Source organism: Streptomyces sp. NPDC014882, from assembly GCF_043081325.1.
Taxonomy (GTDB): Bacteria; Actinomycetota; Actinomycetes; order Streptomycetales; family Streptomycetaceae; genus Streptomyces.
Genome location: NZ_JBIBWL010000001.1, coordinates 614611 through 632390, shown reverse-complemented (window position 1 = coordinate 632390; position 17780 = coordinate 614611). Strand labels below are relative to the sequence as shown.

General features: G+C 72.8%; 12 protein-coding genes. 8 read left to right on the top strand and 4 right to left on the bottom strand.

The genetic code is table 11. The features are described from left to right. The first annotated feature begins 3 nt into the window (after positions 1 to 3). Genes ACF09K_RS02830 through ACF09K_RS02820 form a run of 3 tightly spaced genes read left to right on the top strand, consistent with a single transcriptional unit; the run spans position 4 to position 3309 of the window. Positions 4 to 1179, top strand: a complete 1176-nt coding sequence (locus tag ACF09K_RS02830; RefSeq protein ID WP_392240665.1) for a toxic anion resistance protein — start codon at positions 4 to 6, stop codon at positions 1177 to 1179. After that, on the top strand, positions 1176 to 2720 hold the full coding sequence (locus tag ACF09K_RS02825; RefSeq protein WP_392240664.1) for a substrate-binding domain-containing protein: 1545 nt from the start codon (positions 1176 to 1178) through the stop codon (positions 2718 to 2720). Before ACF09K_RS02830 ends, ACF09K_RS02825 begins: the two co-directional genes overlap by 4 nt. Then, positions 2707 to 3309 (top strand): hypothetical protein, encoded by a 603-nt coding sequence (locus ACF09K_RS02820; protein WP_392240663.1) that lies wholly within the window; start codon positions 2707 to 2709, stop codon positions 3307 to 3309. Before ACF09K_RS02825 ends, ACF09K_RS02820 begins: the two co-directional genes overlap by 14 nt. Before the next feature lie 330 nt (positions 3310 to 3639). Here ACF09K_RS02820 and ACF09K_RS02815 read toward each other — a convergent pair whose 3' ends face one another. Continuing rightward, positions 3640 to 5463, bottom strand: a complete 1824-nt coding sequence (locus ACF09K_RS02815) for a phosphoenolpyruvate carboxykinase (GTP) (RefSeq protein WP_392240662.1) — start codon at positions 5461 to 5463, stop codon at positions 3640 to 3642. 303 nt (positions 5464 to 5766) lie between these two features. Here ACF09K_RS02815 and ACF09K_RS02810 point away from each other — a divergent pair, with 303 nt between their 5' ends. From ACF09K_RS02810 to ACF09K_RS02800, 3 genes are all read left to right on the top strand, one after another. After that, entirely contained in the window at positions 5767 to 6480 is a 714-nt protein-coding gene (locus ACF09K_RS02810; protein ID WP_392240661.1) for a hemolysin III family protein, read from the top strand. 106 nt (positions 6481 to 6586) lie between these two features. Further along, positions 6587 to 7228 (top strand): TetR/AcrR family transcriptional regulator, encoded by a 642-nt coding sequence (locus tag ACF09K_RS02805; protein WP_392240660.1) that lies wholly within the window; start codon positions 6587 to 6589, stop codon positions 7226 to 7228. A 33-nt stretch (positions 7229 to 7261) separates the two neighbouring features. Beyond that, entirely contained in the window at positions 7262 to 7993 is a 732-nt protein-coding gene (locus tag ACF09K_RS02800; protein WP_392240659.1) for a Mut7-C RNAse domain-containing protein, read from the top strand. A 7-nt stretch (positions 7994 to 8000) separates the two neighbouring features. Here the strand turns inward: ACF09K_RS02800 and ACF09K_RS02795 are convergent, their stop codons facing one another. Both ACF09K_RS02795 and ACF09K_RS02790 read right to left on the bottom strand, forming a co-directional pair. Continuing rightward, on the bottom strand, positions 8001 to 10421 hold the full coding sequence (locus ACF09K_RS02795) for a galactose oxidase-like domain-containing protein (protein WP_392241020.1): 2421 nt from the start codon (positions 10419 to 10421) through the stop codon (positions 8001 to 8003). Between the two features lie 152 nt (positions 10422 to 10573). Next, the gene (locus ACF09K_RS02790) at positions 10574 to 12106 is read right to left on the bottom strand and encodes a glycosyltransferase family 39 protein (protein WP_392240658.1); all 1533 of its coding nucleotides are present in this window, start codon (positions 12104 to 12106) and stop codon (positions 10574 to 10576) included. A gap of 628 nt (positions 12107 to 12734) precedes the next feature. On the opposite strand from ACF09K_RS02790, the gene ACF09K_RS02785 reads away from it, so the two are divergent. Both ACF09K_RS02785 and ACF09K_RS02780 read left to right on the top strand, forming a co-directional pair. After that, positions 12735 to 13961, top strand: a complete 1227-nt coding sequence (locus ACF09K_RS02785) for a glycosyltransferase (RefSeq protein ID WP_392241019.1) — start codon at positions 12735 to 12737, stop codon at positions 13959 to 13961. Beyond that, positions 13958 to 15148, top strand: a complete 1191-nt coding sequence (locus ACF09K_RS02780) for a glycosyltransferase (RefSeq protein WP_392240657.1) — start codon at positions 13958 to 13960, stop codon at positions 15146 to 15148. The genes ACF09K_RS02785 and ACF09K_RS02780 overlap by 4 nt, the downstream gene beginning before the upstream one ends. Before the next feature lie 573 nt (positions 15149 to 15721). Here the strand turns inward: ACF09K_RS02780 and ACF09K_RS02775 are convergent. Then, positions 15722 to 17752, bottom strand: coding sequence for a thioredoxin domain-containing protein (locus ACF09K_RS02775; RefSeq protein ID WP_392240656.1), 2031 nt, complete (start codon positions 17750 to 17752; stop codon positions 15722 to 15724). Between the last annotated feature and the right edge of the window lie 28 nt (positions 17753 to 17780).

The window sequence follows — 17780 nt, the reverse complement described above, 5'->3', positions numbered from 1 at the left end:
CACGTGAGCACCACCGAGAGCGACTTCACCCTCACCCCGCCGGAGGCCGTCACGGCCGTGCCGCGGGAGAAGGCCGGCGGACTCGTGCCGGTCGACGACCAGGTCCGCACCGACATGGCCGCCAAAGCCGCCGCGTACGTCGACGGTCTGGCCGCCCTGGACGCCCGCTCGCCCGAGTTCGCCGGCAAGGTCGGCGAGATCACCGCGCTGGGCGCCGGCGAGATGCGCACCGCGACCGCGCAGTCCAACCGCATGCTGGAGCGCACCGTGCGCAGCCTGCCCGACAAGGGCGGGGACGCCCAGTCGAAGGTGGCCGGCTCGCTCGTCGAACTGCGCCGCGTGGTCGAGGACCTGGACCCGCGGGACCTGCCCGCGAGCAGGGGCCGCAGGTTCCTGTCCCGGCTGCCCGGCGGCAACCGGCTGCGCGACCACGTCGCCAAGTACGCGTCCGCGCAGGGCACGTTGAACAACATCGTCGGCTCGCTGCGGGGCGGCCAGGACGAGCTGCGCCGCGACAACGCCGCGCTGCAGACCGAGCGGGTCCGCCTGTGGGAGACCATGGGCAAGCTCCAGGAGTACGTCGTCCTGACCGAGGCCCTGGACCACGCCGTCGAGGAGCACGTCGCCGGTGTCGGGGCCACCGACCCCGTGCAGGCCGACACCCTGCGCGCCGACGTCCTCTTCCCGGTCCGGCAGAAGCACCAGGACCTGCTGACCCAGCTCGCGGTGTGCGCGCAGGGGTACCTCGCCATGGACGTCGTGCGCCGCAACAACGACGAGCTGATCAAGGGGGTCGACCGGGCGGCCACGACGACCGTGTCGGCGCTGCGGATCTCCGTGATGCTGGCCTCGGCGCTGGACAACCAGAAGAAGGTCGTCGAGCAGGTCAACGCCCTGCGCGGGACCACCGAGGACCTGATCCGGGGCAACGCGGAGATGCTGGCGACACAGAGCGGGGAGATCCAGCGCATCGCCGCCGACCCGGCGGTGGGGGCCGAGACCCTGCGGACCGCCTTCCAGCAGATCTACCGCACCCTCGACGCCATCGACACCTACAAGGTCCAGGCCACCGAGGCGATGGCCGCGACGGTGGAGAACCTGACCTCCGAGCTCCAGCAGGCCGGCGCGTACCTGGACCGCAGCCGCAAGCAGGGCGCGCTGGAAGGGGGCCTCGGATGAGACGGCCGGCCGCCGCCCTGCTCGCCGCCCTCGCCCTGCTGACCGCGTGCACGGCCGCCCAGGAGAAGGGGGAGGAGAAGAAGGACGCGGGTGCCCCCGAGGCGGGTACCCTGCGGGTCCTCGCCTCCAGCGAACTCAGCGACATGACCCCGGTCCTCGAACGGGTCGAGAAGGACACCGGCATCACGCTCCGGCCCACCTACATGGGCACCCTCGACGCCGTGGACCTGCTGGCCGGCGGCAAGGCCGACGGCCGCTACGACGCGGTGTGGCTGGCCTCCGACGACTACCTGCGGCTGCGCCCGGACGCGGCGAAGCGGGTCCTGTCGGAGACCTCCGTCATGTCCAGCCCGGTCGCCGTCGGCGTCCGGACCGCCGTGGTCGAGAAGCTGGGCTGGAAGCCGGCCGAGGTCACCTGGTCGCAGATCGACCGGGCCGTCCGGGAGGGCCGGCTCACCTACGGAATGACCGACCCGGCCCGCTCCCACTCCGGTTTCTCCACGCTGATCTCGGTCGCCTCCGCGCTCTCGGGCGCCCAGTCCGCGCTCACCGACGCGGACGTGTCGAAGGCCCGCCCCCGGCTGAAGGAGTTCTTCCGGGGGCAGAAGCTGACCTCGGGCTCCTCGGGCTGGCTGGCGAGCGCGTACGCCCGCCGGGGTGACGTCGACGCGCTGCTCAACTACGAGTCCGTCCTCAAGGGCATCCCGGGCCTGACCGTGATCCGCCCGAAGGACGGCGTCGTCACCGCCGACTACCCGCTCTCCTCCCTCGCCGGCACCGGCGCGACGACCCGCGAGGACGTGCGCCGGGTGACCGAGGCGCTGCGCACGGACGCCGTGCAGCGGCTGATCACCGAACGCACCCACCGCCGCCCGGTCGTCGCCTCGGTGCCGCCCGCGGCGGGCCTCGACACCGACCGGCGGCGCGAACTGCCCTTCCCCGGCACCCGGTCCGTCGCCGACGGCCTGCTCGACGCCTACGAGAACGAGCTGCGCCGCCCCTCCCGGACGGTGTACGTCCTCGACACCTCCGGATCGATGGAGGGCGGCCGCCTCGACGGGCTGAAGGCGGCCCTCACCGGCCTCACCGGCGACTTCCGCGACCGGGAGGAGGTGACCCTGATGCCGTTCGGCTCGGACGTCAAGAGCGTGCGCACGCACGTCGTCGACCCCGCCGACCCGGAGAAGGGACTCGCCGCGATCCGCGGCGACACCGAGTCCCTGGAGGCCGACGGCGACACCGCGATCTTCACCTCGCTGGAGAAGGCGTACGACCACCTCGGCACCGGCACGGACGCGTTCACGTCGATCGTGCTGATGACGGACGGCGAGAACACCGCCGGCGCCGGCGCGGACGACTTCGACGCCTTCTACCGCGGGCTGTCCGGCGACCGCCGGGACATCCCCGTCTTCACCGTCCTGTTCGGCGACTCCGACCGCGCGGAACTGGAGCACATCGCCGAGCTGACCGGCGGCCGCCTCTTCGACGCCCAGAAGGGCTCGCTGGACGGCGCCTTCAAGGAGATCCGTGGCTACCAGTAGGGTCGTGGGCTACCTGGAGTCCCGCAAGAACATCGCCGGCAGCGGGTGCGGCCTGGCCGGCCTGGTGCTGACCTTCACGGGCGTGGCGGGGCCGTACTGGCCGGTCGTGGTCGTCGGCCTGTACGGCGCGGGCGCGCTGATCGCGCCGCCGGAGCGGCCCGCGCCGCCGGACTTCCCGGACCCCTCCGCGCAGCTCGACGAGGTGCGGGGCGACTTCCGCCGGCTGGAGACCTACCTCGCGGACATCGAACTGCCGCCCGCGGCGGGCGGGCGGCTGACCGAACTGACGGAGCTGCTGGCCGCGTTGCTGGACCCGGGCTGGGTCACGGAGATCCTCGCCCAGGACCCGGAGGCGGTGCACGCGCTGTCGCGGGCGGTGCGCCAGGACGTTCCGGAGGCGGTCGACACGTTCGTGCGGACCCGCTGGTGGACGCGGCTCGCGCCCGGCCAGGAACCGCCCGAGCGGCACCTGGAACGGCAGTTGACGCTGCTGCACGAGGAGGCGGAGCGGCTGGCGGCGGGGCTGCGCGAGACGGAGACGCGGCGGCAGGAGTCGCACACCCGGTACCTGGAGGACCGCTCGAAGTAGGGAGAAGCAGGGACACGCCGGGGGGACACGCCGAGGCGGCCCATCGGGGCGGCACGCCCGGGCAGCCCACCGAAGCGGTACGCCGAGGCAGCGGATCGCGGCGGCACGCCGAAGTCGCACGCCGAAGTCGCGCGCCGAAGCGGCGCGTCAAGGGCGAAGGCCTGCCGCCGTCCGTCCCGTCGGGGCTGACGGGCGGGCGGCGACAGGCCCTGGGCCCCCCACGCCGTTGTGCGGGGCCTCGCCGGTCGGTGGTGCTGTCACCGCGGCCGGTCGTGACGATCTTGCTGGTCAGGGCACATCGGAACCGGCCGCGGCGTGTTGGGGGGCTGGTCAGCCCAGGCGCTGCACCAGAGCGCGGTACTCGTCCCACAGCTCCTTCGGCGTGTGGTCGCCGAAGGTGTCGAGGTGGTCGGGGATCAGGGCGGCCTCCTCGCGCCAGATCTCCTTGTCGACGGTGAGGAGGAAGTCGAGGTCCTTCCCGTCCAGGTCGAGGCCCTCGGTGTCCAGGGCGCCGGGCGCCGGCAGGATGCCGATCGGCGTCTCGACGCCCTCGGCCCTGCCCTCCAGTCGCTCCACGATCCACTTCAGGACGCGGGAGTTCTCGCCGAAGCCGGGCCAGACGAACCTGCCGTCGTCGTCCTTGCGGAACCAGTTGACGTAGTAGATCTTCGGGAGCTTCGCCTGGTCCTTGTCCTTGGCGACGTCGACCCAGTGGCCCATGTAGTCGCCCATGTTGTAACCGCAGAACGGCAGCATGGCGAAGGGGTCGCGGCGCAGCTCGCCGACCTTGCCCTCGGCGGCGGCGGTCTTCTCGGAGGCCACGTTGGCGCCGAGGAAGACGCCGTGGTTCCAGTCGAAGGACTCCGTCACCAGCGGGACCGCGGTGGCGCGGCGGCCGCCGAAGAGGATCGCCGAGATCGGCACGCCCCTGGGGTCCTCCCACTCGGGCGCGATGATCGGGCACTGCGAGGCCGGGACGGTGAAGCGGGCGTTGGGGTGGGCGGCCGGGGTCGGCAACTCGGGGGTCCAGTCGTTGCCCTTCCAGTCCGTCAGGTGGGCGGGCGGCTCCTCGGTCATGCCCTCCCACCACACGTCGCCGTCGTCGGTGAGGGCGACGTTGGTGAAGACCGCGTTGCCCCACAGCGTCTTCATGGCGTTGGCGTTGGTGTGCTCGCCGGTGCCGGGCGCGACGCCGAAGAAGCCCGCCTCGGGGTTGATGGCGTACAGCCGGCCGTCCTCGCCGAACCGCATCCAGGCGATGTCGTCGCCGATGGTCTCGACGGTCCAGCCGCGGGTGGTCGGCTCCAGCATGGCGAGGTTCGTCTTGCCGCAGGCGCTCGGGAAGGCGGCGGCGACGTACTTCGGCTCGCCGTGCGGCGGGGTCAGCTTGAGGATCAGCATGTGCTCGGCGAGCCAGCCCTCGTCGCGGGCCATGACGGAGGCGATGCGCAGGGCGTAGCACTTCTTGCCGAGCAGGGCGTTGCCGCCGTAGCCGGAGCCGTAGGACCAGATCTCGCGCGTCTCGGGGAAGTGCGAGATGTACTTGGTGGTGTTGCACGGCCAGGGGACGTCCGCCTCGCCCTCGGCCAGCGGCGCCCCGAGCGTGTGCACGGCACGCACGAAGAACCCGTCGGAGCCGAGTTCGTCGAGGACGGGCTGTCCCATGCGGGTCATGGTGCGCATGGACACGGCGACGTAGGCGGAGTCGGTGATCTCGACGCCGATCGCGGAGAGGTCCGAGCCGAGGGGGCCCATGCAGAACGGGACGACGTACATCGTCCGGCCCTTCATCGAGCCGCGGAAGACGCCCTTCTCACCGGCGAAGACCTCCCGCATCTCGGCGGGGGCCTTCCAGTGGTTGGTCGGGCCCGCGTCCTCCTCCTTCTCGGAGCAGATGAAGGTGCGGTCCTCGACCCGGGCGACGTCGGTCGGGTCGGACGCCGCGTAGTAGGAGTCGGGGCGCTTGACGGGGTCGAGCTTCCTGAAGGTGCCCTTCTCCACCAGCTCCTCGCACAGCCGCAGGTACTCGGCCTCGGATCCGTCACACCAGACCACGTTGTCCGGCTGCGTCAGTTCGGCGATCTCGTTGACCCACGAGATCAGTTCCCGGTGCTGGGTGGGGACGACGGGGGGAGCCGCGATGTCGCGCGCCACGATTGCTCCTAGGTGAGGGATTTTTCCTTGTCTGCCCCGTGGGGGCCGCGACCCGGATGCTTCGCAGCGAGCTGCTGAGCGCTCATCCGGTGCCGAACGCACTCATTTGATCATCCGACGCGTACACGCATCTGTCCAGAGGGCGTCACAGATGAGCGGCGTGAGGCTCGCCACGTACGCCTCCGCGGATCCCCGGCCGCCCCCTCACGCCCCCGGCCGGGGGCGTGAGATGATGGCCACTGCCCGCCGCCCGTCCCACCCCTCCGGCCCGTAACCTACGGTCCCGTAGGTACGATGGAACGCATGACTGCGTCCGCCCCCGACGCGCCCACGGACACGCCGGCCGCCGGCCGCGGTCCCGTCGCGCTCTCCCTGCCGCATCCGGTCAAACCCAGGCTGCGCGGCTGGCTGCACCTGGCCATGTTCCCCGCCGCCCTGGTCGCGGGCCTCGTGCTCACCGCCCTCGCCGACTCCACGAGGGGCCGCATCGCCTGCGGCGTCTTCGCCCTGACCGCCTGCCTGCTGTTCGGCGTGAGCGCGCTCTACCACCGGGGCGACTGGAGCCCCCGCATGGACGGCGTCCTGCGCCGCCTGGACCACGCCAACATCTTCCTGATCATCGCGGGCACCTACACGCCGCTGACGATGCTGCTGCTGCCGGACGCCAAGGGCGAGGTGCTGCTCTGGGGCATCTGGGCCGCCGCCGCCGCGGGGATCGTCTTCCGCGTCTTCTGGGTCGGCGCCCCGCGCTGGCTCTACACGCCCTGCTACATCGCGATGGGCTGGGCCGCCGTCTTCTTCCTGCCCGACTTCCTGCGCGCGGGCGGGATCGCCGTCCTGGTCCTGGTCATCGCCGGCGGCCTCCTCTACAGCGCGGGCGGCGTGATCTACGGCATCAAGCGCCCGAACCCGTCACCGCGCTGGTTCGGCTTCCACGAGGTGTTCCACTCCCTCACCCTGGCCGCGTTCATCACGCACTACGTGGGCATCTCGCTGGTCGCCTACCAGCACGGATAGACCCCGCCCCCTCCCGAGGGCCACGGCTCGCGAGCCGTGGCCCTCTTCCGCGCGCGGACCCGGCCCCCGCCCCTGACCTGGTCGCCGCGAGGGCGGATGTCCGACAATGACCACCATGACGGCCGCACGATCCCCCCTCTCCCCCGCCGACCGCCCCCGCCTCGGGCTCCGCGAGCGCAAGAAGATCAAGACGCGCGAGGCGATCCGGTCCGCGATGTACGCGCTGGCCGAGGAGCAGGGGTACGAGGCGACGACGGTCGAGCAGATCGCCGAGCGGGCCGAGGTGTCGCCGTCGACCGTCTTCCGCTACTTCCCCACCAAGGAGGACATCGTCCTCACGGACGGGTACGACCCGGTCCTGGCGGAGGAGGTGCGGGCCCGGCCCGCGGACGAGCCGTGGCCGGACACCGTCCGGAACGTGATGCTGGCGGCCGCGCGGGTCGGCGCCGAGGAGGACCCGCGCGTCGCGCGGCTGCGCACCCGGCTGATGGCCGAGGTGCCGGCGGTGCGCTCGCGGATGATGGAGAGCATGTCGGTCACCGGACGCGTGATCCGCGCCGCGCTCGCCGAGCGCACCGGCCGCGACCCCGACAGCCTGGAGGTCCGCGTCTACGCGATGTCCTTCGTCGGCGGCCTGACGGAGGCCTCCCTGTACTGGGCCGAGAACGGCCGGCAGGGCGACTTCGCCGCCCTCGTCGACCGCGCGCTGAACGTCCTGGAGCACGGTCTCGGAAAGGAGAACCCCTGAGGTCCCCTCGCGTCCCCGTGCCATCCTGACCAGGTGAACGCACCCGAGATCCGCGTCGAAGTCGCCCCCGAGCTGGCCCTGTTCGTCCCGCACGCCCGGCGTTCCGGCGCCACCGCCCTCGCCGTCGACGGCGTCTCCACCCTCGGCCACGTCGTCGAGTCCCTCGGGGTGCCCCTCACGGAGGTCGGCACCCTGTCCGTCGACGGCCGCGAGGTACCGGTCTCGCACGTCCCGGCCCACGGCGAGTCGGTGGTCGTGCGCCCCGTCGCCCGCCCCCAGCGGGTGCCGGGCGCCCCGCTGCGCTTCCTCCTCGACGTCCACCTCGGCACCCTCGCCCGCCGGCTGCGGTTGCTCGGCGTGGACACGGCGTACGAGTCGGCCGACATCGGCGACCCGGCGCTCGCGGCCCGTTCGGCGGCCGAGCGGCGGGTCATGCTGAGCCGCGACCGCGGCCTGCTGCGCCGCCGCGAGCTGTGGGCGGGCGCCTTCGTCTACAGCACCGCCCCCGAGGAGCAACTCCGGGACGTCCTGGACCGGTTCGCCCCCGAGCTGCGCCCCTGGACGCGTTGCACCGCCTGCAACGGGCTGCTGCGCGAGGCCACCAAGGACGAGGTCGCCGACCAGCTCGAGGGCGGCACCCGCAAGTCGTACGACGCGTTCGCGCGGTGCCGGGACTGCGGGCGGGCGTACTGGAAGGGCGCGCACCACGAGCAGCTGGAGGCCATCGTGGAACGCGCCCTTCGGGACTTCGCGGGCGACCGCTAGCCGGCCGCTAGCGCTTCTTCCGCATGTCGCCCCTTCCGCAGGCGACGCCGTCCCCGGTGCGGTCCAGGCCGTGGCGGTCGCGGCCGGAGACCTTCAGGGGCGTGCCGTAGCCCTTCTCCGCCAGCCAGTCGCAGCGTTCGGCGACGGTGTCCGTCTTCTTCGGGAAGGTCCAGGGCACGCACTGGCCGACGGCGCCGTAGGAGTGGTCGCAGCCGTCGAAGCCGGCGGGCATCTCGACACCCTGGTGGCCCTGGTGGCCTTGGTGGCCCTGGTGGCCGCCGTGGCCGGTGCCCTGCGGTACGGCGGTGCCGGCCTCGTCCGCGGGGACGGCCCGCAGGTCCTGCGCGAAGTCCTGGACGCGGGCCGCCGCGGCCTGGCCGGCCGCTCCGATCCGCACCCACCGCGACACCGACGGCACGCCGTCCGCGTCGACGACCGAGAGCATGTACCAGCCGGGCGGGGCCAGGTCGGGGTTGCTGGTGAGGCCGAGGTCGACGGTGTCGCCGTCGACGGTCATCGGCAGGTCGACGTAGCGCTGGTTGGGGTCGGAGGAGTGGGTGACGGCCGCCGGGCGGATCAGGGAGGCCTTGACCACCGGCTTGTCGACCGTGATGCGCTGGTCGGTGCCGTACGCCCAGGTGGTGTTCGCCACCGAGGTGATCCGCGGGCGGGCGCCCCGGAACAGGTACGGCGGCTCGTAGAGGGACACCCGCTGGTCGAAGGAGCCGTCGCCCGGGTTGTCGCCGACGCTCAGGACGCGGCCGTCGGGCAGCAGCAGGGACGAGGAGTGGTAGGTCCGCGGGACCGGGTCGGTCGCCAGGCCGGCCCGGAAGGTGTTGCTCACCGGGTCGTACATCGACGCCTCGAAGACGGGGTCCTCGCGGTAGGTGTGCAGGGCGCCGCCGGTCTCCAGGACCTTGCCGTCCGGGAGGATGACGGCGGACACGTACACCTTGCCCTGGTCGCCGGTCTGCGGGCTGCCGTCCTGGTAGCGGCCCTGCGGCAGGTCCGGGCCCGGCACGTACCGCGGCGAGCCGGCCTTCATGTCGATGACGTCGACGAGCCGGTGCGCGTCGGGCGACACGGTGTGGTTGCCGCCGCCGAGGGTGGCGACCCTCTGGTCCTGGGCGGGCGGCAGCAGCACCGACATGGACTGGTCCCGTTCGTCCTTCCTGCGCAGGCCCGGCACCTCGGCGACGGTGCCGGCGTCGTAGTCGTACACGGAGGCGCCGGTGCCGGGCAGTCCGTTGCCGAAGACGTGGCTGCCGGTGTAGAAGAGGCGGCCGTCCTGGAGCAGGATCATCGACGGGTACAGGCCCCAGAAGGACCAGGCCTGCCTGGCCTCGCCGAGCGGCAGCCACTTGTTCTGCGCGGCGGAGAAGTGTTCGTTGACGACGGTGCCGGAGGAGTCCTCGGCGAGGCCGCCCAGCGAGATGACGTCGCCGTTGCCCATCGCGGTGGCCGACGGGTACCAGTGGCCCGCCAGCATGTCGTTGACCCTGGTGTAGGTGTTCCGGTCGGGGTCGAAGACGTAGCTGGTGCGCAGCCCCTTGTAGCCGACGCTGCCGTCGGGCGCGGCGTAGTCCTTGTTGCCGCCGACGACCAGCACCCGGCCGTCGGGGAGCTGCACGTGCCCGGCGCAGAAGAAGTCCTCCGGGGTCGGGATGTCCGTGTAGCCGCCGGTGACGGGGTCGTAGAGCGAGCTCCTGAAGGTGCCCGCCTCGAACATGTCGAGGTCGTTGCCGGAGCCGGCGATGAGCAGGACCTTGCCGGTGTGCAGCAGCACCGAGTGGATCGCGCGGACGGGCGTCCGGGTGGTCTGGACGGTCCACCTGCCCGTGCACTCCGGTCCGGTGCCGCCCGTGGCGCAGGGGTCGGGGCCGGCGGGGACGGTGGCGTCCGTCATGGCGTAGTCGTCGGTGGTGAGGGTGCCGACGCCGTAGAGGGAGCCGCCCCAGGTGATCCGGTCGGTGTCCGGCGGGACGAGGGGGGTGCGGACCTCGGTGCGGGTCCAGCCGGCCGCCTGCTCCAGGGTCTTGAGGTCGGTCCAGTAGACCCAGCCCCGGACGGTGTCGTGGCGGAAGAGGGTGAAGGCCACGTCGGGTGTCGTGGACCTGTACCAGAACGACAGGTCGTACTGGTGGGCCGGAGCGACCTGCGGGGCGCAGGAGTTCTCCAGCATCATCGTCTTGCGGTCGCCGTCGGCGCGCCGGGTCAGCTCGACGCGTACGGCACGGCTGCCGGAGTGGGCGTCGTCGGTGACGGTGAACGAGAAGTCGTTGTCCCCCCAGCCCGACTTCTCGAAGCACCGCGGGAACCCGGACGGCCCGTCGAGGATCTCCAGGCCGGGGTTGTCGACCAGGTTGGTGGCGGCGCCGGCGGGCTGGGCGCCCAGCGGGCCGAGTCCGAGGGCGGCGGCGAACAGCATGAGGGCGGTGAGCAGCACACGCGGTGTCCTGCCGGGTGGCGTGGTCCGCCGCCCTGATCGTCTTCGGGCTCCGTACACGGTGGTTCCCCCCTTGTTCACGGGCCCCGCATCACGGGTGGTGCGTCACGCGCGTCGGCGGTGCGTCACGCGCGTCACTCGTCGTCGATGCGGAGGATGTCGATGCGGCCGCCGCCCTCGCCGAAGGTGGCGACCGGTGTGCCGTGCGCGAACAGGTCCCGCAGGGTGGGGAGGTGCTCGCGCTCACCGCGCAGGGCCGGGGTGGACACGACGTAGTCGATGTCCTTCCAGCCGTGCGGCAGTGTCCTGGTGACCGCCGGGTCCTGGTCGAGCTTGTAGTGCCAGACGACCCCGGTGCCCGGCCGGTAGCCGGCCTCGACCGCGTCCAGCCAGAGCACGCCGTCGGTGACGACGCGCACCCGGTCGCGGTCGCCGACCGGCGTCTCGCGCAGCCAGCGGGCGGCGTCGCGGTACACGCCGTTGTCGTCGGCCCGCACGGCGGCGCGGTCCTGCTCGTACCAGTGCGGTGCGGTGATCACCGCGGCCAGCGCGACGGCCGCCAGGGCGGCGGCGGTGCGCGGCCACGGCCGGGCGGGCGGTCCGCCCGCCGCGGCTCCGGCGGGGTCCGCCACGGGACGCGCCCTGCCGGGCAGCGCGTTCACCGCGGCCTCGGCCAGCCCGGCCGCGGTGAGCGCCAGGAACGGCAGGGCCTGCACGATGTACATCTGCGGCAGGTAGCCGCCGGGCCGCAACGCGACCAGTGCCAGCACCAGCACCGCGAGGGCGGCGGGCCGCAGCCGGCGCACCGCGAACGCGCAGACGGCGGCCGCCGCACCGCCGATCAGCAGATGCGGGTCCCGGTCCAGCCAGCCGGCGAACAGCTGGTGGGCGTCGGTGCCCTCGGCGAACGCCGATCCGCTGCCCTCGCGCCCGCCGAGCTGGAACTTCAGCGTGCCGAGCAGCGAGACGTGTCCGGCGCCGGGGAGCAGCTCGCCCTTGAGCAGGGCGTACAGCGGATAGAACAGGCCGGTGAGGACGAACCCGGAGCCGAAGCCGGCGAAGGAGAACGTGCGGGTGCGGGGGTGACTGCCCTGCCAGAGGGTGACCAGCAGCACGGGCAGCAGGACCGCGACGGTCTCCTTGGAGAGCACGGCCACGGCGAACGCCATGCCGGCCGCGGCGTGGTGCCACAGGTGGCGGCGCGGCGACAGCGCGAAGGCGAAGGACACCAGGACCCACAGGACGGCGAAGTTGTCCAGGTAGATCTGCCGGTGCAGCACCACGGCGAGCGGCGACAACGCGTACAGCAGCATCGCCGCGGCGGCCGCGGGGCGGGCCAGGCCGAGGCGCCGGCCGATGACGAAGACGAGGACCAGCGACGCCGCGGCCACCGGCAGCATGGCGATCCTGCCCTGGACGAACGTGGGCAGGCCGGGCAGCAGCCGGTCGGGCAGCCAGGACACGGCGGCGAGTTGCATCCAGCCGAGCGGCGGGTGGTCGTACCAGTAGGTGTAATGCGCGAGTTCGCCGTGCCGCACCGCCCACGCCTGCGCGAGATAGGTGCCCTCGTCGTCGTTCGGGAAGGGGTAATTGCCGATTCCGAGAATCCTCGCCAGGAGACCGGCGACGAGAACGGGCGCAACCCAGAAATAATCGCGCCGTAACACGCTCCGGCGCAGGAAGGTGCGATCTGCCGCGGAATCCTCGGGCACCGACCGGGAAACGGAAGGAGAGCCTTCGGAAGGTTTCACCCCGTACTCGTCATGCGCACGCGTTTTCGGCACGGCAGTCCCCATGCGGAATCCCCCCACCCACTTCTCGGCCTGACGACAGCCGTGGGCCTCCCCCTCGAAACCCCCCGGAATCAGGCATGCCGGAGCATCATGGCACACGCTTGGGCGACACATAAGCAGAATCCACGGCTCCGCTTGGGACGGGGATCATCACGCCGGGGCCACATTGCGAGGGAAATGCCGAACCTGCTAACTTCGGCCCTGGTTTGCCCGTGGACCCGAATTGATCATGCGCGAAAACTCCGCGATATCCGCGCCGTCCGCGGTATTCGCGATATCAGGGTGGAAAACCGGCTGGGAACCGGTCCGCCACCGAGGGAAGCCACACCACACGGGCATCACACGGAACACCGTCCGCCGGGGGGCCGCAGACGGGCGGTTCCTTTCCGGAGAACACCGGGTTGCACCCGGTGGAACATCATGTTCGAACAAGGATGACCAAGAAAGACCGAGGGGGGAATTCGTGGTCTCCGCCATTCTGTTCATCGATTCGATCGTCCTCATGACCGCCGCCGGGGTGACCCTGTGGTGGATGCTCCACGCCTGGCGCACCCCGGAGACACTGGAGTCGACGGCCTTCGCCCCGCCCGACGGCCGGGCGGACCTGTCCTTCTCGCTGCTGGTCCCGGCCCGCCACGAGGAGGCCGTCCTGCGGCACACGGTCGAGCAGATGCTCCGCATCGACCACCCGGACTACGAGATCCTGCTGATCGTCGGCCACGACGACCCCGGCACCGCCGCCATCGCCCACGAACTCGCCGCCGAGCACCCCGACCGGGTGCGCACGGTCGTCGACACCCACGCCAGGAAGAACAAGCCCCGCGCCCTCAACACCGCGCTGCCGCACGCCCGCGGCGAGGTCATCGGGGTCTTCGACGCCGAGGACGTCGTCCACCCCGAACTGCTCGGCCACGTCGACTTCGCCTTCCGGCACGAGAACGCCGACGTCGTCCAGGGCGGCGTCCAGCTGATCAACTACCGGAGCAGCTGGTACAGCCTGCGCAACTGCCTGGAGTACTTCTTCTGGTTCCGCAGCCGGCTGCACCTGCACGCCCGCAAGGGGTTCATCCCGCTCGGCGGCAACACCGTCTTCGTCCGGTCCGCCCTGCTGCGCGACACCGGCGGCTGGGACGGCGACTGCCTCGCCGAGGACTGCGACCTGGGCGTCCGGCTGTCCAGCGGCGGCGCCAAGGTCGTCGTCGCCTACCACTCGGCGCTGGTCACCCGCGAGGAGACGCCCGGCTCCCTCAGGGCGCTCTACAAGCAGCGCACCCGCTGGAACCAGGGCTTCCTCCAGGTCCTGCGCAAGGGCGAATGGCGCCGGCTGCCCGGCTTCGGCCAGCGGATGCTCGCCCGCTACACGCTCAGCACCCCGTTCGTGCAGGCCGCGACCGGCGTGATGATCCCGCTGGGCATCGTCTTCGCCGTCGTCGGCGGGGTTCCGCTGCCCTTCTCGATGTTCGCCTGGCTGCCCATGCTGCCGATGGCCGCCATGATCGTCTTCGAGGCGGTGGCCCTGCACGACTTCGGCCGCGAATACGGTTTCCGCATCGGCTTCGGCCGGTACGCGGGGCTCGTGCTCCTCGGCCCCGTCTACGCCGTGATCCTCGCGGGCGCCGCCCTGCGCGCCGTGTGGCGCGAGTACACCGGGCGCCGCGACTGGGAGCTGACCTCCCACGTCGGCGCCCACCTCCCCGCCCACACCCCGCAGCCCCAGGAGGCCCGGTGACGGCCCCGCCCGCCGACGTGTCCGTCGTCGTCCCGACCTTCAACGAGGCCGGCAACATCCACGAACTGCTCGCCCGCATCAACGCCGCGATCCCCTCCGGGACCCGGGCGGAGGTCGTCTTCGCCGACGACTCCACCGACCACACCTGCGAGGTGATCGAGGAGGCGGCACGCGGCAGTGCCGTCCCGGTCGTCCTGCACCACCGGCCCGTACCCGAGGGGGGCCTCGGCGGCGCCGTGGTCGAGGGCATCGCCCGCGCCTCGGCGCCCTGGATCGTCGTCATCGACGCCGACCTCCAGCACCCTCCCGAACTCGTCCCGCTCCTCGTGGCCCGCGGCGAGGCGACCGGCGCCGAACTCGTCGTCGCCAGCCGCTACACCGACGGCGGGGACCGCGCCGGCCTCGACGGCGGCTACCGCAGGCTCGTCTCCAGCTCCTCCACCCTCCTGGCCAAGTCCCTCTTCCCCCGCGCCCTCGGCGGCCTCACCGACCCGATGAGCGGCTTCTTCGCGATCCGCCGCACGGCGGTCGACCGCGCCTCGGCCGAGGCCGAGGGCCTGCAGCCCCTCGGCTACAAGATCCTCCTCGAACTGGCGGTACGGTGCCGTCCGCGCGGCATCGCCGAAGTCCCGTACGCCTTCGGGGAACGGCACGCCGGCGAGTCCAAGTCGACGGCCCGCGAGGGCATGCGCTTCCTGCGCCACCTGATCACCCTGCGCACCGCCGACCCCCGCGCCCGCGCCGTCGTCTTCGGCCTCGTCGGCCTGTCGGGCTTCGTCCCCAACCTGGCCCTGCTCTGGCTGCTCACCCGCCAGGCACCCGGCCTGCACTACGCCCCGGCGGAGATCATCGCCAACCAGGCGGGTCTCCTGTGGAACTTCGCCCTCGTCGATTCCTTCGTCTACCGCAACCAGCGACGCCACCACCGGCGCGGGACACGGCTCCTGACGTTCACCGCCGTCGGCAACGCCGACCTGGTCGCCCGCATCCCGCTCGCCGCGCTGCTCATCGGCGCCGCCGGCATGACCGCCCTGCCGGCGACGGCACTCGCCATGGCGATCGTCTTCACGGCCCGCTTCCTGGTCGTGGACCGCTGGCTGTACCGCCGCCTGCACACCACCCTTGCGCCCCTCCCCCGCGTCACCCCGGACCCGGTCCCGGACCCGGTGCCGGACCCCCTGGGATGACGGCACGGACCGGAACGACGGCCGGAAGCGGGGCGAGACGGACGCCGGGGCGAGACCGCGGCAGGGCGAGAGCGCGGCAGGGCGAGAGCGCGGCGGGGCAAGTCGAAGGATCCCGGCCCGGTCGGCCGCCGGGCCGGCCCCTCGGTGTGAGGCGCCGGGGCCCTCCGCCGCACCGGACCGGGCCCCGACGGCGTCCGCCTCCGGTGGCGACAGCCCCGCCACCACCGGAGGCGGAACCGTCACCCGTGCCACCCCGCCCCGGCCCGGTCGGCCACTCGGCCAAGCCCGGTCAGCGCGGGGCCGGGCTCCATCAGCGCGCGGGGCCGAGCCCGACAACACCCGGAACCGGAGACGACACGGCCACCGCCGGCCGAAAGCAGCACCACCGGCCGTGCCACCCCGCCCCGGCCCGGTCGGCCGCCGGGCCGGGACCCGGCGGCGCGGGGCCGGTGATGCGCGGCCGGGGCCGCCGGGGGGGGGAGGCGGGGCCGGCACCCGTGCGTCGTGGTGCGGGGCGCGGCGCGGCTCCCGCCGTGCCGGCACCCGCGCCGCGGACGGCGTCCCGCGCCTCCCTCAGGGGGTGAGCTTCGCGCGCAGCGCGTCCGCCTCCGTCACCGGCAGGTCGCACACGAAGTTGCGGCAGACGTACGCCGTCGGCGCCCCGCCCACCAGCACCCGGTCGGCGAGCAGCGGGAACTCCTCGCTCCCGGGCGTGCCGCAGGCGACCACCGCTCCCGGCGCGGTCGCCAGCAGCGTGGCGCGGTGCAGCTCGCGCGTGCCGGGGTCGTCGGGCGAGGGGCCGACGACGGCCACCTCGCGCGGCCCGTCGAGCAGCGCCTCGGCGGCGGCCAGGCCCCAGCCGATGAACCGCGGCACCCGCGGCCCGAGCGTCTTCACGACCCCCAGCGCCTTCTCCGCGGCGGCGCGGTGCGCCTGCGAACCGGTGTGGGCGGCGTACGACAGCAGCGCCCCGGCGGCCGCCGACCATCCGGAGGGCACCGCGTTGTCGGTCGGGTCCTGCGGGCGCCGGATGAGCTGCTCGGCGTCCGACGCCGTGTCGTACAGGGCTCCCGACTCCGGGTCGGTGAAGCGCGCGAGCACGTGGTCGAGCAGGAACCCGGCGAAGTCCAGCCAGACCCCCTCGCCCGTCACCGCGGCCAGCGCGAGGAAGCCCTCGGCGACGTCGGCGTAGTCCTCCAGGACGCCCGCGTTGGTCCCGGCCCTGCCGTCCTTGCTGGTCCGGGTCAGCCGCGCCTGGTCGTCGAGGTGCAGCCGGACGAGGAGGTCGGCGGCGGCGACGGCCGCGTCCACCAGGTCGGGCCGGTCGAAGCAGACGCCGGTCTCGGCGAGCGCGGCGACGGCGAGACCGTTCCAGGCGGCGACGACCTTGTCGTCCCTGCCGGGTGCGGGCCGCTCCGCCCGCGCGGCCAGCAGCCGCGCCTTCACCGACGCGATCTTCTCCGCGTCCGACACGCCTTCGCCCTGCGGCAGCCGCAGGACGGAGGCGCCCTCCTCGAAGGTGCCCTCCTCGGTCACCCCGAAGTGGGCGGCGGCCAGCGCCGCGTCCTCGGCGCCCAGGACGTCGACGAGCTGCCCGGGCGTCCAGACGTAGTACGCCCCCTCCACGTGCCGGCCGGTCCCGTCGTCGCTGTCGGCGTCCAGCGCGGAGGCGAACCCGCCCTCGGGGGTGCGCAGTTCCCGCACCATGAAGTCGGCGGTCTCCAGCGCGACCCGCCGGGCCTGCTCGGACCCGGTCGACCGCCACAGGTGGGTGTACACCCGGCACAGCAGCGCGTTGTCGTACAGCATCTTCTCGAAGTGCGGCACGGTCCAGTCCCGGTCGACGGAGTAGCGGGCGAAGCCGCCCCCGAGCTGGTCGTAGATCCCGCCGCGGGCCATCCGCTCGCAGGTGTCCCGCGCCATCTGCAGGGCGCCGTCGGCGCCGGTGCGCGCGTGGTGGCGCAGCAGGAACTCGATCACCATGGACGGCGGGAACTTCGGCGCCCCGCCGAAGCCGCCGCGCTGCGGGTCGTACTCCCGGGTCAGCCCGAGCAGTGCCTGCGCCAGCTGCTGCTCTCCGGGCGCGCTGCCGTCCCCGTAGGAGATCTCGCGTCCGGCGAGGTCGCGCACGATCTTCCCGGCGACCTCGGCGACCTCGTCCCGCCGCTCGTCCCAGGCCTGCCGCACGCCCTCCAGCACCTGCCGGAAGGACGGCATGCCCTGCCGGGGTACGGGCGGGAAGTAGGTGCCGAAGTAGAACGGCTCGGCGTCCGGTGTGAGGAACACGGTCATGGGCCAGCCGCCCTGGCCGGTCGCGGCCTGCACGGCCTCCATGTAGACGGCGTCGACGTCGGGCCGCTCCTCACGGTCGACCTTGACGCTGACGAAGTGCTCGTTGAGGTGGTCGGCGGTGGCCCGGTCCTCGAAGGACTCGTGCGCCATGACGTGGCACCAGTGGCACGCGGAGTATCCGACCGACAGCAGCACGGGTACACCGCGCCGTTTCGCTTCCTCGAACGCCTCCGGTCCCCACGGCCACCAGTCGACCGGATTGTCGGCATGCTGAAGCAGATAAGGCGAGGTCACACCAGCCAACCGGTTCATACGCCCCAGCCTCTCACAGCGCCTGGCA

Coding starts and splice junctions, on each gene's coding strand:
- ACF09K_RS02825 (WP_392240664.1), top strand. CDS start 1,176: ATGAGACGGCCGGCCGCCGCCCTGCTCGCCGCCCTCGCCCTGCTGACC.
- ACF09K_RS02810 (WP_392240661.1), top strand. CDS start 5,767: ATGACTGCGTCCGCCCCCGACGCGCCCACGGACACGCCGGCCGCCGGC.
- ACF09K_RS02785 (WP_392241019.1), top strand. CDS start 12,735: ATGACCGCCGCCGGGGTGACCCTGTGGTGGATGCTCCACGCCTGGCGC.
- ACF09K_RS02805 (WP_392240660.1), top strand. CDS start 6,587: ATGACCACCATGACGGCCGCACGATCCCCCCTCTCCCCCGCCGACCGC.
- ACF09K_RS02795 (WP_392241020.1), bottom strand. CDS start 10,421: ATGCTGTTCGCCGCCGCCCTCGGACTCGGCCCGCTGGGCGCCCAGCCC.
- ACF09K_RS02775 (WP_392240656.1), bottom strand. CDS start 17,752: ATGAACCGGTTGGCTGGTGTGACCTCGCCTTATCTGCTTCAGCATGCC.